The organism is Pseudoalteromonas ardens (assembly GCF_030125445.1).
GTDB classification, from domain to species: Bacteria; Pseudomonadota; Gammaproteobacteria; order Enterobacterales; family Alteromonadaceae; genus Pseudoalteromonas; species Pseudoalteromonas ardens.
This window is the reverse complement of record NZ_JASJUV010000009.1, coordinates 227,054-252,801: the sequence shown is the minus strand read 5'-3', so window position 1 is coordinate 252,801 and position 25,748 is coordinate 227,054. Positions and strand designations below refer to the sequence as shown.

The window sequence follows — 25,748 nt, the reverse complement described above, 5'->3', positions numbered from 1 at the left end:
ATTTGACTCCCAACTCGCTGGCTCGTTGCTTTTCAGCGTTGTGCCCCGTGTCGGTGGATGCGCATTATAGGGAAATCGAAACCCAGCGCAACCCCTTTTTTGAAGAAAAGTGAGAAAAACAGCGCGTTCGGACAAAAATCACACCAAACCTCATAAAAGTGAATGTAAAACATGCAATATTGCACTTTTTTGAGGCTGGAGTTCTACAATGCAAAGCTCTACACTGGAACTAATCACTGAGACTATCGGTAATAGCAGGTAAAAAAGGGATACTAAAATGACAAACAAGTACAAAGGCAGAAGTTATAAAGGCAAAACCCCAAAACTAGCCACCGGCGTGTATGTGGATGAAAGCGCCGTTCTGGTTGGCGATATCGAAGTGGGTGAACACAGCAGTATCTGGCCTTTAGTCGCTGCACGAGGCGATGTCAATTATATCAGGATTGGTCAGCGCACTAATATTCAGGATGGCAGTGTATTGCACCTTACGCGCTCAAGCGCTGGAAACCCGGATGGTTATCCTTTGATCATTGGAGATGATGTTACCGTTGGTCACAAGGTGATGTTACATGGCTGCCAGCTGGGTAATCGCATCCTGGTCGGTATGGGCGCAATAGTCATGGACAATGTTGTGGTAGAGGACGATGTGATCATCGGGGGCGGCGCTTTAGTCCCTCCTAATAAACGTCTAGAGTCGGGCTACCTGTATGTAGGCAGCCCGGTTAAACAAGCTCGTCCACTCAACGAGCAGGAGATTGCCTTTCTAAAGACGTCAGCGCAGAACTATGTCGAGCTAAAGGATGACTACCTCTCAGAGCTGGACTAACTCGATTTCTCCTTGTGCCGAGTAAGTCTCTTCTTCTATTAGCTGCTCGGCCTGCATTTCATAATCAAACTGATGTGCTTTAAAGTGCGTGATGGCCTGTTCTTTAGTTAAGGAGGTCGCAATCACACAAGAAACCAGCATCCCCGACACCATGGCCGTAAAGATCAGACATTGGCGCGTCTCGTCGTAGTGAATATCATCATTGATTAAGATTTGCTGATTCACAGGCTACCCTCTTTCATTGCATTAAGCACAGGCGCTACCTCTGGCGTTTGCCCTCGCCACAAGGCAAACGCTTCAGCCGCCTGCCCTACCAGCATCCCCATACCATCTACACACTGAGCTGCTGCATTATGAGTAGCAACCCAGGCTAAGAAGGCGGTTTGCTGATCGCTGTAGAACATGTCGTATGCCAGTGTACAGGTACTCACATGCTGAGGGTCGATATCAGGCACCTGCCCTGTCACACTCGACGACGTTGAATTAATCACCAGATCATAGCTCTGCACAGGCACCTCATTCAGTGCCACCCCCTGAACATTGCCATAGTCAGAAAACAACTGCGCAAGTTGCTGCGCTTTTTCTGCGGTGCGATTGGCAATCACAACACTCGCCGCCCCGGCCTGCAAAAGCGGATACACACAACCGCGAGCAGCACCACCCGCACCTATCAGCAGTATACTTGTACCAGATAAGGACGCTGTGTGGCGCAATAAGTCAGCAACGAGTCCTGCACCATCTGTATTATCACCCAGTAATGACCCATCTGGTTGCGGCATCAAAGTATTGACCGCCCCTGCTAATCGAGCCCGCTCCGTCAACTGTCCGGCCAATTGATATGCTCGCTCTTTAAAAGGCAGCGTGACGTTAGCACCCAAACCACCTTCGGCAAAAAAAGTCGTAACGGTCGCTTCAAACTCAGGGAGCTCGGCCAGTATGGCCCGGTACTCAATGACTGAATTAAACTGACCAGCAAATTGCGTATGAATGGCAGGAGATTTAGAATGCTTAATCGGGTTTCCAAAAACCGCGTATTTATCCATTGAACAGCCTAACTATATAGTGATGTTATATGAAGCAGTTAATTAAACGCATCTTTAACCAAGATGCAAGTGACAATCAATCCTCAGGTACAACACACCAGGCGCCAACGCCCGAGAAAACGCCTTACGAAATCATCGGCGGTGAATCTGGAACCCGAGCACTGGCTAACCGTTTCTATGACATTATGGAAAGTGACCCTTACGCAAAGCCTTTATACGACATGCACCCTTTACCACTGGATCGCATCCGTCAGGTGTTTTTTGAGTTCCTATCCGGCTGGCTGGGTGGCCCAGACTTGTTTGCGGAGCAATATGGCCACCCCAGACTTAGAATGCGCCATATGCCGTTTACGATAAATAAAGACTTGCGCGATCAGTGGATGTATTGCATGGACAAGGCCCTGGATCAGGAAGTGGACAACCCTTTGTTACGAGAAGGGTTGCGAAAATCGCTGGCTCAATTAGCCACTCACATGATAAATCACGACTAAAGTATTAATTTTATATTAAATTAGCGCAATAATTTTTTGCGCTAAGTCAAACTGGTCTGGTTACTAAACACGCATAATAGCGGCTCAGCTTTTTTAAGGTGCGATGCGTGTGAAATCCATTCAACATAAAATTTATGCGTTACTTGCCATTACAGGCGTGCTGGTGCTCATCGCCAGTATATTAAGTAACTCCAGCCAACAAAAACAACTGGCCGAAGAAACCGTCGAAACCAATATTCGCTTATTGGCAGACAATTATTTCGATTCTATCAACACCATGATGCTCACGGGCACCATGGCAAACCGAGAGATCCTCAGCGATAAGATGCGCAATCACGATAATATTGAAGATGCGCATATCATTCGGGGCGATAAAATCAACAAACTATATGGCATGGGTAACCCCAATCAGCAACCCACCAGCGACGTGGAACGGGCAGCTTTACAAGGTGAAGAAACCCTGGTCATTGAACAGCGTGATGGCAAGCGTATCATGACCTATCTTAAGCCAATGGTGGCCAGAGAAAACTATAAAGGGACTAACTGCTTAGGGTGTCATCAGGCACAAGAAGGTGACGTACTAGGTGCGGTGCGAATTAGTTACTCACTCGAAGACATTGACGATACCGTACATAATAATACCTGGATCAGCACAGGCTTGCTGACCGGCATCTTTGCCACCACCTTTGTCATTCTGGGTATCATCTTCCGCAAGCTCTTTATTGTCCGGCTGAAAACGCTGGGTCGTACGATGCGCCTGGCCACCCAGAATAAGGACCTGTCATTACGTATCGACGATACCATAGATGATGAACTGGGGCGGCTGGCGATTAACTTTAATAAGATGATGGCCTCATTTAAAGATAACATTGCCCAGGTATCAGCCTCATCCCATGTCCTGATCCAATCGGCTGAGCAAATCTACAACGCTGCTGACACCACAGAGCAGGCCATTCAGGAACAGAAGCAGGGCACGGACTCAGTCGCTGCCGCTATCAATGAACTGGAAAGCTCTTCCAGCGAGGTAAAGAATACCACCCACTTTGCTTCTGAAAAGTCCGATAGCAGTAATCACCTGGCTGAGCAAAGCATGGCCGTTGCGGAACACACGGAGCAGAGCATCAATCAGTTGGCGCGTGATGTACGCCAGGCAGCCGATCAGGTCAGCCAGCTTCAGACTCAGACCTTGGAGGTGGGCAAAGTCCTGGAAGTGATCAGCAGTATTGCCGAACAAACCAACTTGCTGGCTTTAAATGCAGCAATCGAAGCAGCGCGTGCCGGGGAAGCAGGCCGCGGATTTGCTGTGGTTGCCGACGAAGTCCGTACCTTGGCGACCCGCACCCATGATTCTACAGACGAAATCAAACGCACCATCGACAAGCTGCAAAACGAAGCGGCACAAACCGTGAGTGCCATGAGCGCGTCTTGTGAGGAAGCCGATGATCGCGCCATGCAGGTGAAACAGGTAGCACAGGCACTCAAGGATATATCTAATCAGATGCATGAGATTAACGCACTGAATGTGCAAATTGCCGATGCGACGGAACAACAGAACCTGGCAGCAGAGGAAATTAATCAAAGTGTGGTGGCCATCCGAGACAATGCTGAGCAGTCTTTAATTGATGCCCATGGTAGCAAGCAGATCAGTGAAAACCTGCTTGAACTGGCCCGCTCTTTGGATGAGCAAGTACGCAGCTTCCGTCTTGAATAACCCTGCCCTGAAATAAAAAAGGCGCCATCGGCGCCTTTTTTATTGAATCATTGAGCTTAGTCTTCTAACGAGGTTATTGCCAGCCAGTCCCGCGGACGCAGGAAATGCTTATACAACACCGCCTCTGGCGCATCATCGGCCGGCGTAAAGTCATATTCCCAGCGTGCTAACGGTGGCATGGACATCAGGATTGACTCTGTTCGCCCACCCGTTTGCAGACCAAACAACGTACCCCGGTCCCAGACCAGGTTAAACTCCACATAGCGACCACGACGATATAACTGGAACTGACGTTGCGCTTCACTGAATGGCGTTGCTTTGCGTTTCTCCATGATTGGCACATACGCTTCCAGGAAGCCTTTGCCAACTGCCTGCATATATTCAAAGCTGGTATCAAAACCCCATTGGTTAAGGTCATCAAAGAACAAGCCACCCACACCCCGGGTTTCTTTGCGATGTTTAAGATAGAAATAATCATCACACCACTTTTTATGGTCATCATAGACCTGCTCACCAAACGGCTCACACAGCGATTTAGCCACACTGTGCCAGTGCTTCACATCTTCCAGTACAGGATAGAAAGGCGTCAGGTCAAACCCACCGCCAAACCACCAGATAGGCTCTTCACCTTCTTTTTCTGCAATGAAGAAACGCACATTCGCGTGACTGGTTGGGATGTGGGGGTTTTTCGGGTGGATCACCAAAGACACACCACAGGCATGGAAACTGCGTCCCGCCAGTTCAGGCCGATGTGCGGTTGCAGATGCAGGCATTGACGCGCCATAAACGTGAGAGAAGTTGACTCCCCCCTGCTCGATTACCGCGCCGTCACGCATCACACGAGTACGACCACCGCCACCTTCTTCGCGCTGCCACGCATCTTCTATAAACTTGCCACTGCCATCCGCCTGCTCCAGGCCCTGGCATATTTCATCCTGCAGAGCGAGTAAGAACGCTTTAACGGACTCTAAGTTCACCTGACTCAAGGCATTAACTCCTTATGATTTTGCCACTCAGGGCATCACGGATCTGGCTTGGGCTGGTTTGCTTACCCAATTCGCCCGCCTGATAAAATGCCACTCGATCACCAAAAGCCGTCTCAGCCTCAGCCAACGTCTTAGCAGGCTCTTCACCGCTAAAATTCGCACTGGTAGAAACAATCGGTTTACCAAATGTCTGGCACAGTTGTTTAACAACAGGGTGATCGGTCACTCTAATCGCAATACTTGGGTTGCCGCCGGTCACCCACTCTGGAGCAGTCGTCTTGACTGGCAACAACCAGGTCACAGGGCCCGGCCAGGAGGAAAATATTTCTGCACGTTTATCCTGCGGAATTTTACTGTCATCAACGTACGGCAGGCACTGAGCAAAATTGTCGGCGATCAGGATCAGTCCTTTTTCTACCGGACGGTCTTTCAGTGCCAGCAGCGCATGGACGGCTTGTTCGTTATCGGGATCACAGCCCAGGCCAAATATCGCTTCGGTCGGGTAACAGATCAGCCCCCCTTGCTGTAATGCTTCGACGGCATTTTGGGGTAACTGGCGTTGCGTGTCTTGTTCGCTCACTGAGGCTCCTCAATTGTATGCTGACAAACTTTCTGCGGGCATTGTAGCACAGCTTTTCCACCCCGGTGTTTTTGCACCATGACCGGCCAGCCGCAGGCCTCACAAGCGTGCGCTATTGGTGGATGGTTAACACTGTACTTGCATTGTGGATAGGTATCGCAGGCATAGAAAAACTTGCCGTACTTATTCTTGCGTTTGTGTAATGTGCCTTTATGACATTTAGGACAAGGCGGGCCGGGCGCTTCTTCCGGCTCTTCATCATGGGCAATATAATGGCACTGAGGATAGCCGGTACAACCAATAAACATCCCATAACGACCATTGCGCACCACTAAAGGTTCGCTACATAAAGGACAGGCACTGTCTTCGAGCACCTTGATGTCATGGTTATCATGATGGGCGATGGCGCGAATATAGTCGCACGCGGGATAGCTGGCGCAGCCAAGAAAAGGACCTGACTTGCTGTGTTTGATCACCAATTCGGAACCGCATTTGGGGCACACTTCATATTCCCGCTCCAGGGCGTGCTGGTCTGCATTAAACAATGAATGATCTATTTTACTCATAACAAGTCCCCGTCCACTTCACCCCTATGGTTTGCGCCCATAATAGTATCAAGGGAAAGTAATATAAGGAACACAGTTACGTCAGTCAGGCAATCTGCCTGACCTAACGAAGTCGCGTCCCGGGATAGAATCGGAGGGACTTAGTGCAGCGGGCCGGTTGGCTCTTCAAAGATCAGATCTTCCATCTGCGCATAGGCATGCTCTTTACCGGGGACATTAAACAGTACCATTAGGATCACCCACTTCAGATCGTCCAGGCAGATGGCCTTCTTATCCAAAGCGCATAAACGGTCAATGACCATTTCACGTGTGGTGCTGTCTATCACCCCGATCTGCTCAACAAACATCAGAAAGCCCCGACATTCTATGTCCAGCATGGCACATTCTTGCTCAGTGTAGATCCGGATCGCGCTATCCGGGCGGGCGTTTAAATAGGGAATTTCATCAGATTGTTGTAAATCGGCCAGTTGTTCAAGCCAGTCCAGTGCTTTGTAAATCTCGTCTTGATTAAAACCGGCCCCGACCAGTTCATCTGTGAGTTCGTTTTGTTCGACGAAGATATCCGCTTCGCTGTGAATATAGTTTTCGAATAAATACATTAGGATATCAAACATAATTAACCCCTCGCTAATTTGATGTAGCCGTCTAGTACGCGTTCTACTTTGTCTTCAAGCTCAAGGTCCAGCAGTCTGGCAAGTACCCTTTCTACTGGCCACTGGGTCCTCTGCGATAAGGTATCTACACTGGTTACCTCAAAGCCGAGATGTTGCAATACGGGGCAGTGCTCCTGTTTTTTGTCACTTTCTACTATATATAGACCGTTTTCGGAGAAAAATCTTACCTCTTCGAGAATATCCTCAACTCGCTCGGTGAGTTTTGCGCCCTCTTTCAACAGATAATGACACCCCTGAGATAAGGGATTTCTGATCGACCCGGGCACAGCAAACACCTCTTTGTTCTGCTCCAGTGCATAACGCGCAGTGATCAAAGAACCACTTTTTATTTCAGCCTCAACGACTAGCACCCCCAACGACAGCCCGGAAATAATGCGATTACGACGTGGAAAGTGCTCGGCTCTGGGCTGGCTACCAGGCAAAAACTCGCTGATCAACAGACCCTGCTCTGCCACCTGCTGATATAAACTGTGATGTCGCCGTGGATAAATCACATCGACTCCGGTGCCAAGCACAGCCAAAGTCGCCCCACCCTGGCTCAACGCCCCTTGGTGGGCCGCGCCATCTATACCTCTTGCCAGCCCAGAGGTCACCGCCATGCCCACATTACTGAGCGAACGACCAAATTCCCTGGCAATATCTAAACCGGTGGCTGTTGCGTTACGACTGCCTACGATGGCAATTTGCGGTTGAGACAGCAAAGACAGTCGCCCTTTGCAAAATAACATCAAAGGGGCACTACTGATCTGTTTTAATAACGGGGGATACGCAGTATCAAAATAACCAACTAGTTGAATATGCTGCGCAATACAGTGTTGGATGAGCGTATCTATCGTATGCCAGTCTGGCGCTTGCAGATAATGGATAGCATCCTGAGATAATCCAAACTCGCGCAATGTGGTGGCTGTGGCGTTAAAGAGTTCGGCTGGTGAGATGTGTTGGGTCGCGCGCTGCAATGTGCGACTCCCCAACCCCGGGCATAGTCTCAGTGCCAAACTGTGCCGCAAATCCAGTGTTGTCATGCTCCCTCCCTGAGCCTGTCCAGCTACTGTGCTTCATTCTATCCGCTTTATTGTGACGCGGGAGGTTAACGACTGCTAACGGAGTCTCCCACTCTAACGGGCTGACGGGTCTTAGTGACCATGGCATAACTAATGTTGTCATATACTTTAAACAGCATCAGTTCACCCACCTTTTCCTTTGGCATGTGCCAGACGACGCTGTCTTCGTCATTCTCTTCGCCAAACCATTCGCTGACTTCGGTGATCACCTTATCCAGGCTGCTGGCATCCTCAACATAACTTGGGCCCGCTTCACTTTCAATCACTGTAGGAGACTGACGATGAATTGCAAGTACATTCCCCTCTTGCAGGTCGTCTTTACGACCTAAGTCGATAACCACCACCGCCATGGTGCTGAACTCTCGCAGTTTATTACTGCTGGCAATGATGTTGCCAGAAATGGCCTGAACAGGCTGAGTCATTTTAAAGTTAGCAGAATAACTTTGCCCGCTGGAGATCGGCATCAACACATCACTGGGTTTCACTTCCCGGCGCACTGATTCTATTTTTAGTGTGCTTGGCTGACCTGCCTCAATGTTACCAGTCCTTATCACCCGGCCCGTTCCGACCAGCACCGATTCATAGGCTAGTATCGCGCCGTTATCCGGGTCCCGGTAAGCATCTCCTTTGCGATAAATACCGTAGTTCCCTCCCCGCGGCAGATCCCCTTTTACATACAAAAGGTGACCCTCGATGTTCATTTTATAATTAAAGTTTGAGCCCAGCACCATAGGCAATTGGGCAAAATCGCCCTCAGCCATTGCTTGTTCAAAGCGCATAAACGGTTCCATTACCGCCAATGGCAAGGTAGGTATAGCCTGATTTTTATCGCTCACAACACGGACTTGAGGTGATAATCGACGTACCCCTTTGGCCAGACTCAGACGTGGGTTACCCTCGCTGTCGTAATGTAGCGATAACACGTCTCCCGGGTAAATCAGATGCGGGTTCTTGACCTGTGGGTTCCACTGCCACAATGCAGGCCACTTCCAGGGACTGTTCAGATACAGGCTAGAAATATCCCAAAGGGTATCCCCTTTCTTAACAACATAACGCTCGGGCGCACTGGTTTTTACCGCCAGCGTTTGTGCTAGGGCAGGAAAAACAGCACTCGTTGCCAGCAAAAGGGCGGCAATATGAGATTTCATGCAGGCTTCCTTGAGTTATTTTTCGATATTATCCACCAAAACCTGTTAAAGGGGAACGTGAATGGCTAAAATAAGAGCATACATTACCCCATTTAATTCAAGTGTAAAAGGTATCTATGGCTAAGTTAGCAGTACTGAGTTTTCCAGATGAACGTTTGCGCACGGTTGCAAAACCGGTTGCCGAAGTCAATGACAAGATCCGTCAGATCGTCGCAGACATGCTGGAAACTATGTATGAAGAAAATGGTATTGGCCTTGCTGCTACGCAGGTAGACATTCACCAGCGTATTGTGGTGATCGATGTTTCAGAAGAACGCGACGAACCGCGTGTGTTGATCAACCCGGAAATCATCGCAAAAGATGGCTCAACCATCAGTGAAGAAGGCTGCTTATCAGTGCCTTACTCCTATGCCAAAGTGGATCGCGCAGAAACGGTGACGGTTAAAGCACTTAACGAGCATGGCGAAAGCTATGAGTTTGACGCCGATGGCTTACTGGCCGTGTGTGTGCAACACGAACTAGACCACCTGCAGGGCAAGTTGTTCATCGATTACTTGTCGCCGTTGAAGCGTCAGCGGATCCGTAAAAAAATCGAAAAAGAAGCCAAACTAGCGGCACGCGCATAAGCGTGTCGTTACCGACTATCAATATACTACCTAACTGGAACCTCAAGTGAGCAAATCTCTGCGTATTGTCTTTGCGGGCACCCCGGATTTTGCTGCCAAGCATTTGGCGGCGCTGATCGCATCACATCATGACGTTGTCGCTGTATACAGCCAACCAGACCGCCCTGCTGGGCGCGGTAAAAAACTCAAAGCCAGCGAAGTGAAAACTCTGGCATTAGAACACGATCTGCCTGTCTACCAACCCCACTCACTCAAATCTGATGACGCACAGGCTGAACTTGCTGCACTGAATGCAGACGTAATGGTGGTGGTGGCGTATGGTCTGCTGTTACCTAAAGCCATTCTGGACACTCCCCGACTGGGTTGTCTGAATGTCCATGGTTCAATTCTGCCACGCTGGCGCGGTGCAGCCCCAATCCAACGTGCTATCTGGGCAGGCGATAAAGAAACTGGCGTGACCATTATGCAAATGGATGAAGGTCTGGATACCGGCGACATGCTGCACATTGCTACCTGCCCGATTGATGAAGACGAAACCAGTGCCAGCCTGTATAACAAACTGGCCGCACTCGGACCGGACGCGCTGGTTGCCACATTGGATAAATTGGCTGCTGGCACGCTTAACGCCGAGCCACAGGATGACGCCCAGGCCAACTACGCCAAAAAGCTCTCTAAAGAAGAAGCCAATATTGACTGGCAACTAGACGCATTGCAAATAGAGCGTAACATTCGCGCCTTTAACCCCTGGCCAGTATGCTACACCCAAATGCAGGGCCAGACAGTTAAAATTTGGCAAGCCAAGGTTGTCTCTCAGCAAGGCACACCCGGACAAGTACTCAGCGCCGACAAGTGCGGGATCACTATCGCCTGTGGTGAGCGAGCGCTGACTATCACTCAACTCCAGCCCCAAGGTAAAAAGCCCATGTCGGCACAAGACTTCCTGAATGGCCGCAGCGACTGGGTCGCTCCCGGTAGCCAGGTGGGTGCCTGATGGCCAATGTACGCGCGCTCGCCGCGCAAACTCTGTTTCAGGTCGTTGATAAAGGCCAGTCCCTGACAACCCAACTGCCTTATGCAAGCCGTCAGCTACCAGTGAAAGATCGCGCCCTGTTGCAACAGATCTGCTATGGCGTTTTACGCCACCTGCCCAGTCTGGAGCACTATTGTCAGCAATTGCTCGAGCAACCGCTCAAGGGCAAAAACCGGGTATTTCAGTTTTTGTTATATGTGGGTATTTATCAGCTGCAACATATGCGCGTGCCTGCTCACGCCGCAGTGGCTGAAACCGTCAATGCAGCTAACAAGCTGCAAGCGCCTGGCTTGAAAGGACTGATCAACGCGGTATTACGTAACTTTCAGCGTGCTCAGGAGACTTTAGAAGCCAGTGCCAATGCAATCCCTGTCTGCAAGTACAACCACCCTGGCTGGTTCATTAAAAAGCTGCAAGCCGCTTACCCACAGCAGTGGGAAGAAATTTTAACGGCCAATCAGCAACAAGCACCGATGTGGCTACGCGTTAACCAGCGTCAATCAACCACAGCAGATTATGCAGAACGCCTTGATGCCGAAGGCATTGCCTATACCCTGGATGCGACCTTTGCAAATGGCATTTTGCTAACCAAGCCGGTTGATGTTCAACAATTGCCAGCGTTTGCTCAGGGTGCCAGCTCAGTACAAGATGCAGCAGCACAAATGGCCGCCCGCTTGCTCGCGCCACAAGACGGTGAGCATATTCTGGATGCCTGTGCCGCACCAGGTGGCAAAACCTGTCATATTCTCGAATTAGCCGATGCCAATGTGATTGCTTTGGATGCGGATGGTGAGCGTCTGAAACGCGTTGACGAGAACCTGCAGCGCCTGCACCTCAGTGCACAGTGCCTTGAAGCCAATGCGGCCACCCCAGATACCTGGTGGCAAGGTGAACAATTCGATCGCATTTTATTAGATGTGCCCTGTTCGGCAACCGGCGTGATCCGTCGACACCCGGACATCAAATGGCTGCGTCGTGCCACCGACATTGATGAGCTGGCAACTTTACAAGCCCGTATTCTGGATGCAATCTGGCCATTACTTAAGCCCGGCGGTACCTTAGTGTATGCCACGTGCTCCGTTTTGCCTCAGGAAAACACAGAGCAAGTAGCCGCGTTTTTATCACGCACAGCGGATGCTCAACTCACGCCATTGCATGAACGGGACACGCCGGACGCACCTGGTTTGCAACTGCTACCAGGTCATACTGATGGCTTTTATTACGCACGGCTGAAAAAACAATAATAGCGCTTAACTAACTTATGAAAATCATCATCTTAGGTGCCGGACAAGTCGGCGGTACACTGGCCGAAAACCTGGTCGGCGAACAGAATGAAATTACCGTTGTCGACATTGACGGAGAACGATTAAGGGAATTGCAGGACAAGTATGATCTGCAAGGCGTAACTGGACACAGTGCCCACCCGGATGTGCTCAGACAAGCCGGTGCCGAAGATGCCGATATGGTCATTGCGGTGACCAGTTCGGATGAAGTGAATATGATCGCCTGTCAGGTGGCATATAGTATTTTTAATACGCCCACTAAAATCGCCCGGATCCGCTCTGAGCAATACCTAAAGTATCGGGAAAAGCTATTTCATAACGATGACTTGCCGGTCGATCACTATATTGCGCCGGAGCAACTGGTTACCCGTTATATTCGCCGCCTGATCGATTACCCTGGCGCATTGCAGGTGCTGCAATTTGCCGAGGGTATGTTATCTCTGGTGGCCGTTAAAGCTTACTATGGTGGTCTGCTGGTTGGCTATGCGCTGTCAGCACTGAAGGAACATATCCCCAATGTGGATACCCGAGTCGCGGCCATTTACCGTCAAGGTAAAGCCATTAAACCACTGGGTACCACGGTCATAGAAGCCGACGACGAAGTGTTCTTCATTGCGGCGACTAAACATATCCGTGCGGTCATGAACGAGCTGCAAAAACTCGAACGGTCTTATCGTAAAATTATGATCGCCGGTGGCGGTAATATCGGTGCCGGTCTGGCCAGATCATTAGAAAAAAATCACAGTGTTAAGCTTATCGAGCGTAATCATGACCGGGCATCATCCTTGTCAGAAATGCTCGACAACACTGTGGTCTTTTGTGGTGATGCGTCTGATCAGGAACTGTTATCCGAAGAGCATATTGAACAGGTTGATGTGTTCATTGCGGTCACCAACGACGACGAAGCCAACATCATGGCTGCCATGCTCGCCAAACGCATGGGCGCGCAGAAAACCATGGTGCTCATCCAGCGAGGCGCGTACGTTGACCTGGTACAGGGAGGGGAAATCGACATTGCGATTTCACCTCAACAAGCGACCATTTCAGCTCTGCTTACCCACGTTAGGCGTGGTGATATAGTAAACGTTTACTCACTTCGTAAGGGCGCTGCTGAAGCCATTGAAGCCGTTGCACACGGCGACGAGAACACCTCAAAAGTAGTTGGCCGCGCCATTCGGGACATCAAGTTACCAGCAGGCACCACCATTGGCGCCATAGTTCGTGACGACGAAGTACTGATAGCCCACGATGACACCATCATCCTCTCAGGAGATCATGTAATCATGTTCCTGATCGACAAAAAACAGATTGGCGTGGTTGAAAAGCTCTTCCAGGTCAGTGCACTGTTTGTGTAATGCTCAGGCCCTGGCTGACCAACTGGTTTGGTCAGCTAGTGCTCGTCTTCTTCAGACAGGATAGACAAGTCTATCAGGTAGTCTTTTAACACCGCTTTGATCGTCGTATCCGGGCCCACGACCTGGATCCCCAACGACACATTGCCCTCTGCACTTTCAATAATACGGCACACTTTACCTTTGATAGCAGACGCATTGTCGTCTTTACCTTCAATCAATACTTCACAGTTTTCTGATTCCAGATCGTCAGGCAGGTGTTCTTTTTGAATATCAAACATCATACCCGACAGCGAAATGTCTTTGATCACGCCCACTTCATTGTAGTCGGGCAACTGCAAAATAGCAGGGATTAACGCTGGTACGCGAGTTTGAGCGCGTAGCTGATAGGTTTGTACTTCATGGGGATAGTAAAGAAAAATAAGCCGCGCGGGGTGATTACTAATGGCTTTAATGGTCTCTTTGAAAGCAATGATCTGCCCATTGCTATCTTCAGGCAGGGCCCGGACAATGATCTCCGTCCCCGTCTTCACATAATCAGCCGCCGCGCCGAGTCGCTTAGGGTTGGGATAATTTAAAATAATATACTGATCTTCAAGCACCCCGATAAACTCAGTACGGACGCGTTTCCGGCTGGCTGGCATGACGATTTCAATATCAATCAAACTGCCTGCGGGGATCTGCGTTAAGTGCTTCCTGCTCCGTTGCGTTTTACGCTTCAACATCTTGTAACCCTGCTAACTACTCTGCTGATAGTGTAGCAGCAAAATACAATTATTATAATGGTAAAAAACCCATTACAGGAACAGGGTTACCCTTGTTGTAAATATCCTTTCAGCAAAATTGCTGCATCTCTGAGCGTCATCATACGGCTTTGTACTTCGAGCGTACTCAGAGCCAGGTGTTGTTCATAATGCTCGGTAAAGAACAGCATAGGTTCACCATTACGTTTTGTAATAAAGGTAATACCCAGCATGTGCTCATGATCAGTGTGTGTTAGCCGTCCAGTGTGTTCTTTGAGCACCAGAGGAGGCAAAGTACGTGTTTGCCACAATGCATTTTCTGAAATAATACCTATCACACACTCACCGGCTTCGACGCCATCGTCACGCTGTAGTGGGACACTTCCGTGAGCAGATGGCAGGCAACTATCATACTGTAAGCACCCGGTTCCACTCATATACTGGTTAAGCTGAGCCACACATTCAGTTAAGTCACTGGCGCCGTCAGACAGGTTTACCCGGCTGATCATCCCTGCTTGAATTGCTTTATGTTTATTTTGATGTGACATGGCAAACATCTCGGCCATTCCTCATAGTTTTGTTTTCTGGCAACACCCACTGTCCGGTGTGGGTAACTTAAAAAAAGTAGGGAGTTAACCCTGACGATACAAATATGACATCGCCGCTAATGAAAAAATGCATTTTTTGCGTTTTTTGATATATTTTTTTAACCAGCGTTAATCGAGCTAATACACAACCTTATATAAAACAACGTATATCTATGATTTAAATGGAATTGTAATTATTTTGAAATGTAAAAGTCAGAAAAATAAATATTAAAAAATTTACAAACATACCTTTATTAGGTCATTAAGATTTGCTTGGGAAGCATGCTGAACAACAGACTAGTCTTACGCTGTGGCAGCAACGAAAGAGTCGGACCGGCCTTTTGGATAAGTGATGAAACAAGCTAACCCGTCGATACTTCGGGCCCCTCGTTCGATTGGCAGTGCTTACGACAGGGATAGATCAACCTTCCACAGCTCGGCTAGCCAGTTTAGATTGGTGCAGAAAGCCATCCATGGCGGTGTATTCCGGCTCGGCCATCCACGGCCTCGCGTTCGGCACTCTCCGAGTGACATTAAGTCACTCGTCGTCGCATAGCGACCGTGCCTCACCCACGCCAGAACGTGGGGGTGAACAGTACTAACAGGGTGAAAATTTCGAGACGGCCGAATACCATGGCCAAGGTTAAAATCCATTTCGCTGAGTCGGGGATATCCCCATAATGTGCCGCGACATCACCCAAACCCGGGCCAAGGTTATTTAAACATGCCGCGGTTGCTGAAAACGCTGTGATATTGTCCAGCCCGGTGCCCAGCAAAGCAATCATGATGATCACAAAGACCAAGGCGTAGGCCGAGAAAAATCCCCATACAGCTTCGACTACTTTATCGGGAAGCGCTTTACGCCCCAGTTTAATGGAATATATGGCACGAGGGTGAACCAGACGATTCAGCTCTCGGATCCCCTGTAAGTAAAGCAAGAAAACTCGCACCACTTTCATGCCGCCGCCCGTAGAACCGGCACAACCCCCAATGAAACTGGAAAAGATCAGCAAAATAGGCAGGAATAAAGGCCAGGCCGCAAAGCTGTCTGTGGCAAAGCCCGCGGTGGTACTGATAGAGACCGCCTGAAACAGTGCATGATCCAGCGTTTCGTCACCATTGCTATATACCTGCTTAGACGACAGCACCGCAAAACATAACACCACCAGCGCAAGCTGAATAAACAGAAAAACCTTGAGCTCAGGGTCTCTGAAGTAAACTTTAATGTTGCGACCCGCCACGGCGGCATAATGCAGTGAAAAGTTGGCGGCGGCAATGAGCAGGAAGAACACACAAATGGCATTGATCATCGGGCTGTCAAAGTGGCCTATTGAGGCGTCATAGGTCGAGAACCCACCAATGGCAATCGTCGCAAACGCATGGCAGATGGCATCGAACCAGCTCATTCCGGCCCAGGCATAAGCCAGCGTACAGGCCAGAGTCAGTGTCACATAGATATACCATAAATGCTTGGCGGTATCGGCTATCCGGGGGGTCATTTTCGAGTCCTTAACCGGGCCGGGTGTCTCCGCCCGGTATAGCTGCATGCCACCAACGCCTAGCATTGGCAATACCGCAACGGCCAAAACAATGATCCCCATACCACCGAGCCATTGCAATTGCTGGCGATAAAAAAGAACTGATTTAGGTAAGTATTCAATACCCGTTAATACCGTTGCGCCCGTGGTTGTCAGGCCAGAAAACGCCTCAAAAACCGCATCGGCAAACGACAGATTGGGTTCACTCAAAAAGATCAGCGGCACAGCCGCAAAAGCCCCCAGTACCAGCCAAAACAAGACCACGATCAGGAAGCCCTCTCTGGCTTTCAGATCGCCCTGCTCTTTGCGGTTTGGGTAATAGGCCATCAGGCCAATCAGCACGCTAAAGATAAATGCCAGGACAAACGGCACACCACCGCCGTCCTTATAGATCAAAGACACCAGAGCCGGTGGCACCATAGTCAGACTAAAGAGCGCTACAAGCTGTCCGAGTATCTTTATAATGGTACGAAATTGCATGGCGCGATTCGCGAGTTATTGTAATTACACCTGATTGTCTAATACATCACTCAGTTAGTAAACCGCGAAACCCGCCTCAGGACGCTTTGAGCCTGAATGACACAGCACCATGCGTCAGATCATGCACCGACGCAATCGCTGTTTTTGCTTCACGACTATCCAGTTCAATCTCCCAGGAGATAGACGCACCATACTGCTTATCTATATTAAGCACGGTGTATTGGCTAGTAAGGTGCTGCTCTATACTCCCCTGCAGGCCATAGTCAGATTCACCCACTAAGGTAGTGGCGGGGATCTTAATTTGCGTCGGCAGTGTGTCCAGCGCATTGTTAAGTGTCCCGCCATAAGCGCGCACCAACCCCCCTGTGCCAAGCTTGATGCCCCCGAAATAACGTGTGGTCACGGCGGTGATCTCTCCCAGTCCGGAGCCCAGCAACACATTTAGCATCGGTTTACCGGCCGTGCCATTGGGTTCCCCATCATCTGAAAAGCCCAACACATGGCTGCCACCCGGCGCACCGGCAATATGGGCCCAGCAATTATGCCGGGCATCCGGATATTGCTCGTTAATAGCACGGATAAATGCCTTAGCATCCTCTAAGGTGGGCGTATGGGCAATGTGCACGATAAACGTGCTTTTCTTAATTTCTTCGTGATGTGAAATGGTACTGCTTGGAATGGCGTATTCAGACATGAGAATTCAACAAAACAACACGGGGAGCACAAGGCTCCCAGTTTAACACAGTTAACTCCGACGCTGTCTTAATCCAGCGTCAGATCCCGGGTCATATTCTCCAGGCGGTCATCATGGACAATGATATTATCTTCGATGCGGATCCCGCCGTATGGCTTGAACGCGTCGACTTTATCCCAGTTAACGTACTGTTTGTTGTCAGTTTGCGCCAGATCACCCAAAAGAGAGTCAATAAAATACAAACCAGGTTCAATGGTAAATACCTGATCAGCTTCAATCTTACGTGTACAGCGCAAGAACGGGTGCCCTTCTGGTGGTGCCTGATGCGTCCCCAGTTCATCCGCCATAAAACCGCCCATGTCATGAACCTGCAAGCCCAGGTGGTGACCCAGACCATGCGGGAAGAACGTCGATGTAATGCCCTGCGCTAGGATCCCGTCAACGCTCAGGCCACGCACCAGATCAAAATCCACCAGCACCTGAGCTATGCGCTTGTGGCAGTCCAGGTGCAACTCGCCATATAGCTTACCCGGTTGTAATCCCTGACCTAACTCAATCTGATGGGTATTCATCACCTGGATAAGATCAGAAAACTCTCCCTGACGCGCAAAATCATAAGTACGCGTAATGTCAGATGCGTAACCATTGAAGTTAGCCCCTGCATCAATCAGGAAAGATAAGTGCTGCTGCGGCGCACGACGCTCAAAATGTGTGTAATGCAAGATCGCACAATTCTCGTTTAACGCCACAATGTTGCCGTACGGCGTGTCATTTTCCATGTGCTCAGTGGCTTGCAAATAGGCCTGCTGAATACCGTACTCAGACTCTTTGGCATAAAAGGCATCGCGTGCGGCTTTGTGGCCCAGCACTGCAAGGCGATTTGCTTCGCGTAAACAGGTAAGTTCATAGTGGGTCTTGTAGGCGCGGTGGAAATGCAAATAGTTCATCACCGGCTCCGGGTTCACCTGCGTAAATCCGAGTGCTTGTGCCACTTCAAGATACTCACCAATATAAGCCAGGTTAGCTTTATCGTACGGTAAGTATTGTTCAACCTGATCGGGCTGAAGCAGCAATTGAATGTCAAAATAATCAGCCCAATAGTCACTCGGCTCGTCCGGTACTTTGTGCCAGAAATCCACAGGACGATAGAAAATCAATTTAGGTTTATCAGTGCCATTCACGACCAGCCAACAGTGTGGATTATCGATGACCGGTAACCACGCCTTGAATTGCGGGTTCACCTTGAACGGATAATACATGTCATCCAGAAACTGGCGCTTGGCCTGCCCGGAGTGGATCACGAGCCCGTCCAGATTCTCACGTTCAATTATGGTCTTCGTACGCTGTTGCAGCGTTGCGATATGCTCGGCATACAAATTTGCTAATTGTTCCATTGGTGTACCCATTTTATTTAATTCGCTTGTCACTGAGTCTAACATAGCGCCACAGGTTTAAAGAAGTAAAGCGGGCCGCGGCCAGCCTCGCTATCGCGAGACAAACCGACAACTGGGCAGGTTGCGCGCTTTACTTACCACCGATCTGCATATCAAGAATGCCGGCCAGAATGTTGCCCTCACGGCCTAACTTGGCGTGATAAACCTGACGATACGCCATGACATTTTTAACATAGTCCCGAGTTTCCCGGTACGGGATCAATTCGATCCATAACTCCGCAGGCATAGCCTCTTGTGGGATCCAGCGCTTCACCCGATGAAAACCGGCATTGTAAGAGGCCGTGGCCAGGATCTCATTGCCTTTATTCTTCCCTTTCAGGTAATCAAGATAATCGGTACCCAGACGAATATTGGTCGCCGGTTTCATTAATTGACGTGTCGATACCCGTGACTTAGCCACATACTTCGCGGTGCTGGGCAGCAGCTGCATCAAACCATATGCATCGGCATGAGAGCGCGCATCGGGCGCGAATGAACTTTCTCTGCGGGCAATCGCAAAGCTCCACGCCAAATCAACTTTATTGCGTTCGCTGTAGCGAACAAACAAATCGTCAAATGCCATTGGAAAACGTAAGTCTACATAGTTCCAGGCTTTGATCTGAGCCAGCGTATAAATGGTGCTGTCATACCAATCGAGTTCAGCGGCCAGTAACGACGCCGCCAGTTTTTCCGCGGTACTGGAGGTATTGGTCAAATAATTCCACTCTCGACGCGCTGCGGTAAAGCGCTCCAGTTCATAAAGCGCTTTTGCCCTTTTAAAGCCAGGCGCTTCCGAGACCTTGGCCACAATGCTCGGCGGCACATTCAGCGGCTCAGCATTGAGTTGCGCAGGCAGATCAAGGCGCGCAGCAGCAAGAAAGCCATAGTAATCACGCTTCGATGCAATCTGTCGCCACAGAGCTTGCGCCTTTTCCGTCTGATTACGTTTGGCATAGCTATAGCCCAGCCAGTATGTCTGACCATGACTGAGATTTTCCATGCCCGTAAACAGCACGGCGATCCCTTCCCAATCCTGCTCTTTAAGCATGTTACTCATCAGCCACTGACGCAGTTTCTTATCTTGTAATTCCGGGGGCACCTTATTTAGCCAGAACTTTGCCTGCTCATGCCCTTTTGAAGCCAGTGCCAGGGCAAACCGATATGCCACACTGTCCTGCTGTGCCTGAGTAAAGGTAAACATGCCCTGCAATTTATCCCAGGCGCGCAATGCCAGTTTAGGATCACGCCAGATCAAACGCCGGACACCATAAACGGCTATCTCCGCTTCTTTGGCAGAGCGCTGCTTATATCGGTAAAGACCAGCTGATGCACTGGGGTCGCGCCGTACGCTAAGATACAGATCTGCCAAATAGGCTTCATTGCGAGGCAGCAAGGTTTTTAAATACTTCAGTAACGATGCCTGACCGCCCTGTGCGGCGTGCGTGATCCTTTGCCACACCAGCGCTTGTGTCCGATACCCGGCTTTTTGCCAGCGGCTAAACAATTTATCGCAAGCTTTGGGTTGAGACTTACCGACAACCCACAATGGCTCTACCTGATCCAAAATGGCTTTCTGTGGCGCGCCCAGGTCGAGCTGGAACTGTAAGTAGGTACATTTCAGATCCGCATTGGTGGTGTCCTGATAATGTTCTATAAAAAGGGCTTTCTTGTTGCGACGCTTGAGATAATTCAACCAACTCTTTCGTACCATCCAATCCAATGGCGTATGATCGTAAATCGACAAAAACCGCCCTATTTCGTCCTGATATTTGAGCTTTGGGTGGCGTTTATAGAAGGTTGCCTCAACATAAGGCTTGAGGGGATGATCGAGCTCAGCCAGCGACTTTTTAAAAGCCTGATAATTGCCACTCCACGCTACGCGCTCTGCGTCTTTAAACGCCTGATGCGGATCCGCAGCCTGTCCCAGGTGACTCCAGGCCCCGCTGCACACTGCTAGGCACGTGACAGCAAAACGACTAGACCATAATTTCATAGTGCTTAACTTTCATTCTCTTGATTGTCAGTTAATGTTCTGGCGTGTCAAAAATGCAACTAGATAAGGCCCACACCAAAACACCTTCCTTTCTGTGAGTTCCCTGCCCGGGCGCACTGTGTACCCCAAACAGTCGTGTGTTAAACACCAGACTATTGTGTGACAACTTGCCCAAGGCTTAACGTCCGGACAAACCTTGTCATCCGGAAAATAATCAGCCAAACCACCTTAGCATTGTGCCTAACCCTTTGCAGTAAACCTGCGGTAAATTTTTCATTGCAATTTTCTTTTAAAGACGCCACACTGAATGAAATGACAACTCATCGTACCAGTGTAAAAACACGGGAGAACATGTATGTTAATGAAACGCGAGTCCTTTGTTGTGGATTTCTACAAAGGCAAAATCGCTGAGTTTAAGTTTTGTTTGCCAGGCTCGGTCAATAAATTATCTCAGCAAACCCTGCAAGATTGTCATGCGGCGCTCAAAGAGCTGGCACAACGTGATGACATCGACGGCCTGATTTTTAGCTCCGACAAAGACCACTTTATTGTTGGTGCCGACATTTTCGAATTCCTGCCCACCTTTGACCGCCCGGAAGCCGAGCTGGTTGAATGGATCAAAGCAGCCACCGACGTATTTGATGCCCTGGAAGATTTACCTTTCCCAACCTTGTCTGCGGTCAATGGTCTGGCACTGGGCGGTGGTTGTGAGTGGGTACTTGCTACCGATTATCGTGTTGCCTCTGACAGCGCTAAAATTGGCCTGCCAGAAGTGAAGCTGGGCATTATGCCAGGCTTTGGTGGTACCGTACGTCTGCCACGCCTTATTGGTGCGGACAACGCGATGACCTGGATCACCACAGGTAAAGAAAACCGCGCAGCTGACGCGCTAAAAGTCGGCGCAGTGGATGCCGTCGTCGCCCAGGACAAGCTGATGGACGCCGCACTGCGTACCATGGAGCAAGCCGTTGCCGGTAAGCTGGACTGGCGCGCTAAGCGCCAAATCAAGCTCGACCCGCTGAAAATGAACCGCGTTGAGCAAGGCATGAGCTTTGCGATGGCCGAAGGTATGGTCATGGCCAAAACCAAAGGCCACTACCCGGCACCTGTGATGGCAGTTAAAACCATCAAAGCTGCTGCCAATATGGGTCGCGATGAAGCGATGGCAGTCGAAAACGCAAGCTTCGCCAAACTGGCTAAAACCGCAGAAGCAGCGGCACAAACCGGGATCTTCCTGGCCGATCAGTACATCAAAGGCGTTGCCAAGAAACAGGCGAAACAAAGTCAGACAGACATCAAGCAAGCTGCCGTTCTGGGTGCTGGCATCATGGGTGGCGGTATCGCTTACCAGTCGGCGTATAAAGGCACACCGATTGTCATGAAAGACATCAGTCAGGGTGCGCTGGACTTAGGTATGGGCGAAGCGGCTAAGTTGCTGGGCAAAAAAGTCGAGCGTGGTCACATGAAGCTGGACAAAATGGTTGGCACGCTGGCACAGATCAAGCCGACGCTGAATGACCGTGACCTGGAAGGCAGTGACATCATCGTTGAAGCGGTTGTCGAAAACCCACAGATCAAGAAAACCGTACTAGCGGGCCTTGAGCAGCAACTACCCGCTGGCACTATCCTGACCTCGAACACTTCAACCATTCGCATCGATGAACTGGCAGAAGGACTGGCGCGTCCTGAACACTTCTGTGGTATGCACTTCTTTAACCCGGTGCCTAAAATGCCGTTGGTTGAGATCATTCGCGGTGCAAAAACCTCAGATGACACCGTTGCAGCTGTTGTCGACTACGCACTGAAGCTGGGCAAGTCGCCAATCGTTGTGAATGACTGTCCGGGCTTCTTTGTTAACCGTGTCTTGTTCCCTTACTTTGCTGGCTTCAGCCAGCTGGTCGTAGAGGGTGCTGACTTCACGCAAGTCGACAAAGTCATGGAAAATGTCTTTGGCTGGCCAATGGGACCGGCTTACCTGCTGGACGTTGTTGGGATCGACACAGCCAATCACTGTACCGGCGTGATGGCGGATGGTTTCCCAACCCGCATGGCACGTCAGGACAAAGACCCAGTTGCCCACCTGGCCAACGCAAATCGCTTTGGACAGAAAAACCAGAAAGGTTTCTACCAGTATGCACCAGATCGCAAAGGTCGCCTGAAGAAGAGCAAAGATGCCGACGCCGTTGCCCTGCTGAGCGAAATTTGTGATGCACCGGCACAATTTGACAAACAAACCATCATCGAGCGCTGTATGGTACCGATGATCAACGAAGTCCTGCTGTGTCTGCAAGAAGGCATCGTTGCCTCACCACAAGAAGCCGATATGGCACTGATCTACGGTATTGGTTTCCCGCCGTTCCGTGGTGGCGCATTCCGTTATCTGGATCAACTAGGTCTGGCGGAGTTCGTGAAAATCGCCGACAAGTACGCACATTTAGGCGAAATCTATCAGGTGTCGGAACAAACCCGTGAGTGGGCAGCTGCCGGTAAAGTATTCTACAAAGTGGAGGGTCAGTAACATGGAACAGGCTGTAATCGTAGATTGTATTCGTACGCCAATGGGCCGCTCCAAAGCTGGCGTGTTCAAACACAAACGAGCTGAAGATCTGAGTGCCCACTTGATGAAAGGGCTGCTGGATCGCAACCCGGCTGTGGCACCGGATTCTATCGATGACATTTACTGGGGTTGTGTACAACAAACCCTGGAGCAAGGCTTCAACGTGGGCCGTAATGCCGCCCTGCTGGCTGGCATTCCACATACAGTACCTGCGGTCACGGTAAACCGCTTGTGTGGTTCTTCCATGCAGGCACTGCATGATGCCGCACGCGCGATCATGACTGGCGCTGGCGATACTTACCTGATCGGTGGTGTGGAGCACATGGGCCATGTCCCGATGACGCACGGTAATGACTTCCACCCGGGTTTGTCGACTTCGGTTGCACAAGCTGCGGGTGTCATGGGTCTGACTGCGGAATACCTGGCTACCCTGCACGGTATTAACCGTGAGCAGCAAGATGCCTTTGCGGTTCGCTCACATCAGCGCGCTCACGCAGCCACTGTCGAAGGCCGTTTCGCTCGTGAAATTTTACCGATGGAAGGTCACGATACCGATGGTGCACCGGTGCTGGTTGAACACGACGAAGTGATCCGCCCGGAAACCACCATGGAAGGCCTGAGCCAGTTACGTCCGGTATTCAATCCGGCTTCTGGCACAGTCACAGCAGGTACGTCATCTGCTCTGTCAGATGGTGCTTCAGCCATGCTGGTTATGAGTGAGTCAAAAGCCAAAGAACTGGGCCTGCCGATCCGTGCACGCATCAAGTCAATGGCAGTTGCAGGCTGCGATCCATCCATCATGGGTTATGGCCCGGTTCCTGCCAGTCAGAAAGCGCTGAAGCAGGCAGGTCTGAGCATTGAAGATATCGATGTAGCAGAGCTGAATGAAGCGTTTGCTGCACAGTCATTGCCGGTTCTGAAAGACCTTGGCTTACTGGATGTTGCCGACGAGAAAGTAAACCTCAATGGTGGCGCGATTGCACTGGGCCACCCTCTGGGCTGTTCGGGCTCACGGATCAGCACATCCTTAATCCATATTATGGAAGACAAAGGTGCGAAATATGGGCTGGCGACCATGTGTATTGGTCTGGGCCAGGGTATCGCCACCGTGTTTGAACGCGTTGACGACTAACCAATTCGCGATTCCCTAACCATTTTAACTTGGTGACCAAGGCAAGCTGCATACCGTAGCTTGCCTTTTTTATATCCAGACAGCGACCCGTTCACACGAGTATTTATTTGTTATACAAGGCGCGCTAGAATAGGCGTTTTATTTATCGGGGACACAGCCATGAACTTTGACAACACTGACCACACTCTTGATGCGATTGGCTTGCGTTGTCCTGAACCCGTGATGATGATCCGTGGTAAAGTAAGAAAAATGCAGGACGGTGAAACCCTGTTGATTCTGGCCGATGACCCGTCAACGACCCGGGATATTCCCAGCTTTTGTGAGTTTATGGATCACACTTTGGTAGCCAAAGAAGTGGATGACCTTCCTTACCGCTACCTGCTAAAGAAAGGGAAATGATTTTTGAGCTGGTGAGGAGCCCCACCAGCTATATCAATGCGTGTACTACACGAGAATTGGACATTCGATACAAGATATCCAACCACGGTGCCAGGTCGCTAATTCTTGCTGTGGACCGCCACCCCCATTGATCGCAGGAGTCGCCTGCTGCCCAATAACTTGCTTATCAGATAGATTTTTAACTGCTTTTTTATTTAGTTTTATTTTCATTGTTTTTCCTTGTTTATTTTATTTAACTCAAGGTTCACAATATCAAAACAATTAAGAAAGTACAATATTCAAGCGAAAAAACTGCACACTTCGTTTTGTGCAGTCCCGGCTTAATCGCGCTGGACTATGACTTTTGGCACTGCGCCTCTTGAGTCCAGTGAAATACGGTACCAGCCTTTTCTATCTGGCATAAAAGCAAAGTAGTTGTACACAGTGTCACAGTCCGCAACAACCGGTTTGCCCAGGTTCACTTTGCCATTATAGCGAAAGCCGCAGTTATAACCTGGCGTCCATTTCGCATCCGCAATTTTAAATTCATACACTTTTCCCGGGCTCATAAAGCGAACCCGTACGCTGTACAGCCCCGTCTGGGTCTGCGTCAACCGGTAAACTTCGTCGGCATCCCACAAAGTAAAGTCGCCGCGCAAATACATAGGTCTGTCCATGGCTGGAGACGCATTGCTTGTGACTTGTTGCTCACTTGAATTATTCGTTGACTGATGAGGTGCCGTCGTACAGGCACTCAACCCCAATGCCATTATCAAGGCAATGATGTGCTGTTTCATTGTTAATCCCGATCACAAAAATAAAAGCCAGCACGAAGG

26 protein-coding genes are annotated in these 25,748 nt (G+C 49.9%); 10 read left to right on the top strand and 16 right to left on the bottom strand.

Annotated elements, in window-relative coordinates:
- The first annotated feature begins 277 nt into the window (after positions 1 to 277).
- Positions 278 to 826, top strand: coding sequence for a gamma carbonic anhydrase family protein (locus QNM19_RS21875; RefSeq protein WP_049866164.1), 549 nt, complete (start codon positions 278 to 280; stop codon positions 824 to 826).
- Here QNM19_RS21875 and QNM19_RS21870 read toward each other — a convergent pair.
- Together QNM19_RS21870 and aroE are read right to left on the bottom strand one after the other, a co-directional pair.
- Entirely contained in the window at positions 812 to 1,051 is a 240-nt protein-coding gene (locus QNM19_RS21870) for a DUF1488 family protein (RefSeq protein ID WP_049866163.1), read from the bottom strand. The genes QNM19_RS21875 and QNM19_RS21870 overlap by 15 nt on opposite strands.
- The gene (aroE, locus tag QNM19_RS21865; RefSeq protein WP_049866162.1) at positions 1,048 to 1,869 is read right to left on the bottom strand and encodes a shikimate dehydrogenase; all 822 of its coding nucleotides are present in this window, start codon (positions 1,867 to 1,869) and stop codon (positions 1,048 to 1,050) included. Before aroE ends, QNM19_RS21870 begins: the two co-directional genes overlap by 4 nt.
- 29 nt (positions 1,870 to 1,898) lie before the next feature.
- On the opposite strand from aroE, the gene QNM19_RS21860 reads away from it, so the two are divergent.
- Complete coding sequence (locus QNM19_RS21860; RefSeq protein WP_049866161.1) at positions 1,899 to 2,360, top strand: group II truncated hemoglobin; 462 nt, start codon at positions 1,899 to 1,901, stop codon at positions 2,358 to 2,360.
- A gap of 103 nt (positions 2,361 to 2,463) precedes the next feature.
- A complete protein-coding gene (locus QNM19_RS21855) occupies positions 2,464 to 4,071 on the top strand; it encodes a methyl-accepting chemotaxis protein (RefSeq protein ID WP_010384819.1) in 1,608 nt (535 codons plus the stop codon).
- Between the two features lie 56 nt (positions 4,072 to 4,127).
- On the opposite strand, the gene hemF is transcribed toward QNM19_RS21855, so the two are convergent.
- From hemF to QNM19_RS21825, 6 genes are all read right to left on the bottom strand, one after another.
- Complete coding sequence (gene hemF, locus QNM19_RS21850; RefSeq protein ID WP_049866160.1) at positions 4,128 to 5,057, bottom strand: oxygen-dependent coproporphyrinogen oxidase; 930 nt, start codon at positions 5,055 to 5,057, stop codon at positions 4,128 to 4,130.
- Between the two features lie 4 nt (positions 5,058 to 5,061).
- The gene (gene tsaC / locus QNM19_RS21845) at positions 5,062 to 5,637 is read right to left on the bottom strand and encodes an L-threonylcarbamoyladenylate synthase type 1 TsaC (RefSeq protein ID WP_284027205.1); all 576 of its coding nucleotides are present in this window, start codon (positions 5,635 to 5,637) and stop codon (positions 5,062 to 5,064) included.
- A complete protein-coding gene (locus QNM19_RS21840) occupies positions 5,634 to 6,203 on the bottom strand; it encodes a DNA topoisomerase family protein (RefSeq protein ID WP_010384822.1) in 570 nt (189 codons plus the stop codon). Before QNM19_RS21840 ends, tsaC begins: the two co-directional genes overlap by 4 nt.
- Positions 6,204 to 6,343: 140 nt before the next feature.
- Positions 6,344 to 6,817 carry a DUF494 family protein gene (locus tag QNM19_RS21835; protein ID WP_010384823.1) on the bottom strand — a complete coding sequence of 158 codons (474 nt, stop codon included), beginning with the start codon at positions 6,815 to 6,817 and terminating at the stop codon, positions 6,344 to 6,346.
- 2 nt (positions 6,818 to 6,819) lie between these two features.
- Positions 6,820 to 7,899 carry a DNA-processing protein DprA gene (gene dprA / locus QNM19_RS21830; RefSeq protein ID WP_049865828.1) on the bottom strand — a complete coding sequence of 360 codons (1,080 nt, stop codon included), beginning with the start codon at positions 7,897 to 7,899 and terminating at the stop codon, positions 6,820 to 6,822.
- A 65-nt stretch (positions 7,900 to 7,964) separates the two neighbouring features.
- Positions 7,965 to 9,086: a LysM peptidoglycan-binding domain-containing protein gene (locus tag QNM19_RS21825; protein ID WP_049865827.1), complete on the bottom strand. Its 1,122-nt coding sequence runs from the start codon at positions 9,084 to 9,086 to the stop codon at positions 7,965 to 7,967.
- A 116-nt stretch (positions 9,087 to 9,202) separates the two neighbouring features.
- Between QNM19_RS21825 and def the strand changes: the two genes are divergently transcribed.
- From def to trkA, 4 genes are read left to right on the top strand one after another with little or no spacing between them, the layout of a single operon-like run.
- Positions 9,203 to 9,712 (top strand): peptide deformylase, encoded by a 510-nt coding sequence (def, locus tag QNM19_RS21820; RefSeq protein ID WP_049865826.1) that lies wholly within the window; start codon positions 9,203 to 9,205, stop codon positions 9,710 to 9,712.
- Positions 9,713 to 9,758: 46 nt separating this feature from the next.
- Positions 9,759 to 10,703 (top strand): methionyl-tRNA formyltransferase, encoded by a 945-nt coding sequence (gene fmt, locus QNM19_RS21815; protein WP_049865825.1) that lies wholly within the window; start codon positions 9,759 to 9,761, stop codon positions 10,701 to 10,703.
- Entirely contained in the window at positions 10,703 to 11,986 is a 1,284-nt protein-coding gene (gene rsmB, locus QNM19_RS21810) for a 16S rRNA (cytosine(967)-C(5))-methyltransferase RsmB (RefSeq protein ID WP_049865824.1), read from the top strand. Before fmt ends, rsmB begins: the two co-directional genes overlap by 1 nt.
- 17 nt (positions 11,987 to 12,003) lie before the next feature.
- Entirely contained in the window at positions 12,004 to 13,380 is a 1,377-nt protein-coding gene (gene trkA, locus QNM19_RS21805; protein ID WP_010384830.1) for a Trk system potassium transporter TrkA, read from the top strand.
- 35 nt (positions 13,381 to 13,415) lie between these two features.
- On the opposite strand, the gene QNM19_RS21800 is transcribed toward trkA, so the two are convergent.
- The 6 genes from QNM19_RS21800 to QNM19_RS21775 form a co-directional block, all read right to left on the bottom strand.
- Complete coding sequence (locus QNM19_RS21800) at positions 13,416 to 14,102, bottom strand: flagellar brake domain-containing protein (RefSeq protein WP_010384831.1); 687 nt, start codon at positions 14,100 to 14,102, stop codon at positions 13,416 to 13,418.
- A gap of 86 nt (positions 14,103 to 14,188) precedes the next feature.
- The gene (locus QNM19_RS21795; protein WP_049865823.1) at positions 14,189 to 14,677 is read right to left on the bottom strand and encodes a hypothetical protein; all 489 of its coding nucleotides are present in this window, start codon (positions 14,675 to 14,677) and stop codon (positions 14,189 to 14,191) included.
- 596 nt (positions 14,678 to 15,273) lie between these two features.
- Positions 15,274 to 16,725: a TrkH family potassium uptake protein gene (locus tag QNM19_RS21790; protein WP_010384834.1), complete on the bottom strand. Its 1,452-nt coding sequence runs from the start codon at positions 16,723 to 16,725 to the stop codon at positions 15,274 to 15,276.
- 76 nt (positions 16,726 to 16,801) lie between these two features.
- Positions 16,802 to 17,419 (bottom strand): YigZ family protein, encoded by a 618-nt coding sequence (locus QNM19_RS21785; protein WP_049865822.1) that lies wholly within the window; start codon positions 17,417 to 17,419, stop codon positions 16,802 to 16,804.
- Between the two features lie 68 nt (positions 17,420 to 17,487).
- Complete coding sequence (gene pepQ / locus QNM19_RS21780; protein ID WP_284027204.1) at positions 17,488 to 18,813, bottom strand: Xaa-Pro dipeptidase; 1,326 nt, start codon at positions 18,811 to 18,813, stop codon at positions 17,488 to 17,490.
- Between the two features lie 130 nt (positions 18,814 to 18,943).
- Positions 18,944 to 20,845: a lytic transglycosylase domain-containing protein gene (locus tag QNM19_RS21775; RefSeq protein WP_284027203.1), complete on the bottom strand. Its 1,902-nt coding sequence runs from the start codon at positions 20,843 to 20,845 to the stop codon at positions 18,944 to 18,946.
- Between the two features lie 355 nt (positions 20,846 to 21,200).
- Between QNM19_RS21775 and fadB the strand changes: the two genes are divergently transcribed.
- The 3 genes from fadB to tusA all read left to right on the top strand — a co-directional run bounded on the left by fadB (position 21,201) and on the right by tusA (position 24,933).
- Complete coding sequence (fadB, locus tag QNM19_RS21770; RefSeq protein WP_049866028.1) at positions 21,201 to 23,363, top strand: fatty acid oxidation complex subunit alpha FadB; 2,163 nt, start codon at positions 21,201 to 21,203, stop codon at positions 23,361 to 23,363.
- A gap of 1 nt (position 23,364) precedes the next feature.
- On the top strand, positions 23,365 to 24,534 hold the full coding sequence (fadA, locus tag QNM19_RS21765) for an acetyl-CoA C-acyltransferase FadA (protein ID WP_049866027.1): 1,170 nt from the start codon (positions 23,365 to 23,367) through the stop codon (positions 24,532 to 24,534).
- 159 nt (positions 24,535 to 24,693) lie between these two features.
- Positions 24,694 to 24,933: a sulfurtransferase TusA gene (gene tusA, locus QNM19_RS21760; protein WP_049866026.1), complete on the top strand. Its 240-nt coding sequence runs from the start codon at positions 24,694 to 24,696 to the stop codon at positions 24,931 to 24,933.
- A 45-nt stretch (positions 24,934 to 24,978) separates the two neighbouring features.
- Here tusA and QNM19_RS21755 read toward each other — a convergent pair whose 3' ends face one another.
- Entirely contained in the window at positions 24,979 to 25,143 is a 165-nt protein-coding gene (locus tag QNM19_RS21755) for a hypothetical protein (RefSeq protein WP_155946288.1), read from the bottom strand.
- A 110-nt stretch (positions 25,144 to 25,253) separates the two neighbouring features.
- Positions 25,254 to 25,709, bottom strand: a complete 456-nt coding sequence (locus QNM19_RS21750; protein ID WP_049866025.1) for an early set domain-containing protein — start codon at positions 25,707 to 25,709, stop codon at positions 25,254 to 25,256.
- Positions 25,710 to 25,748: the final 39 nt, after the last annotated feature.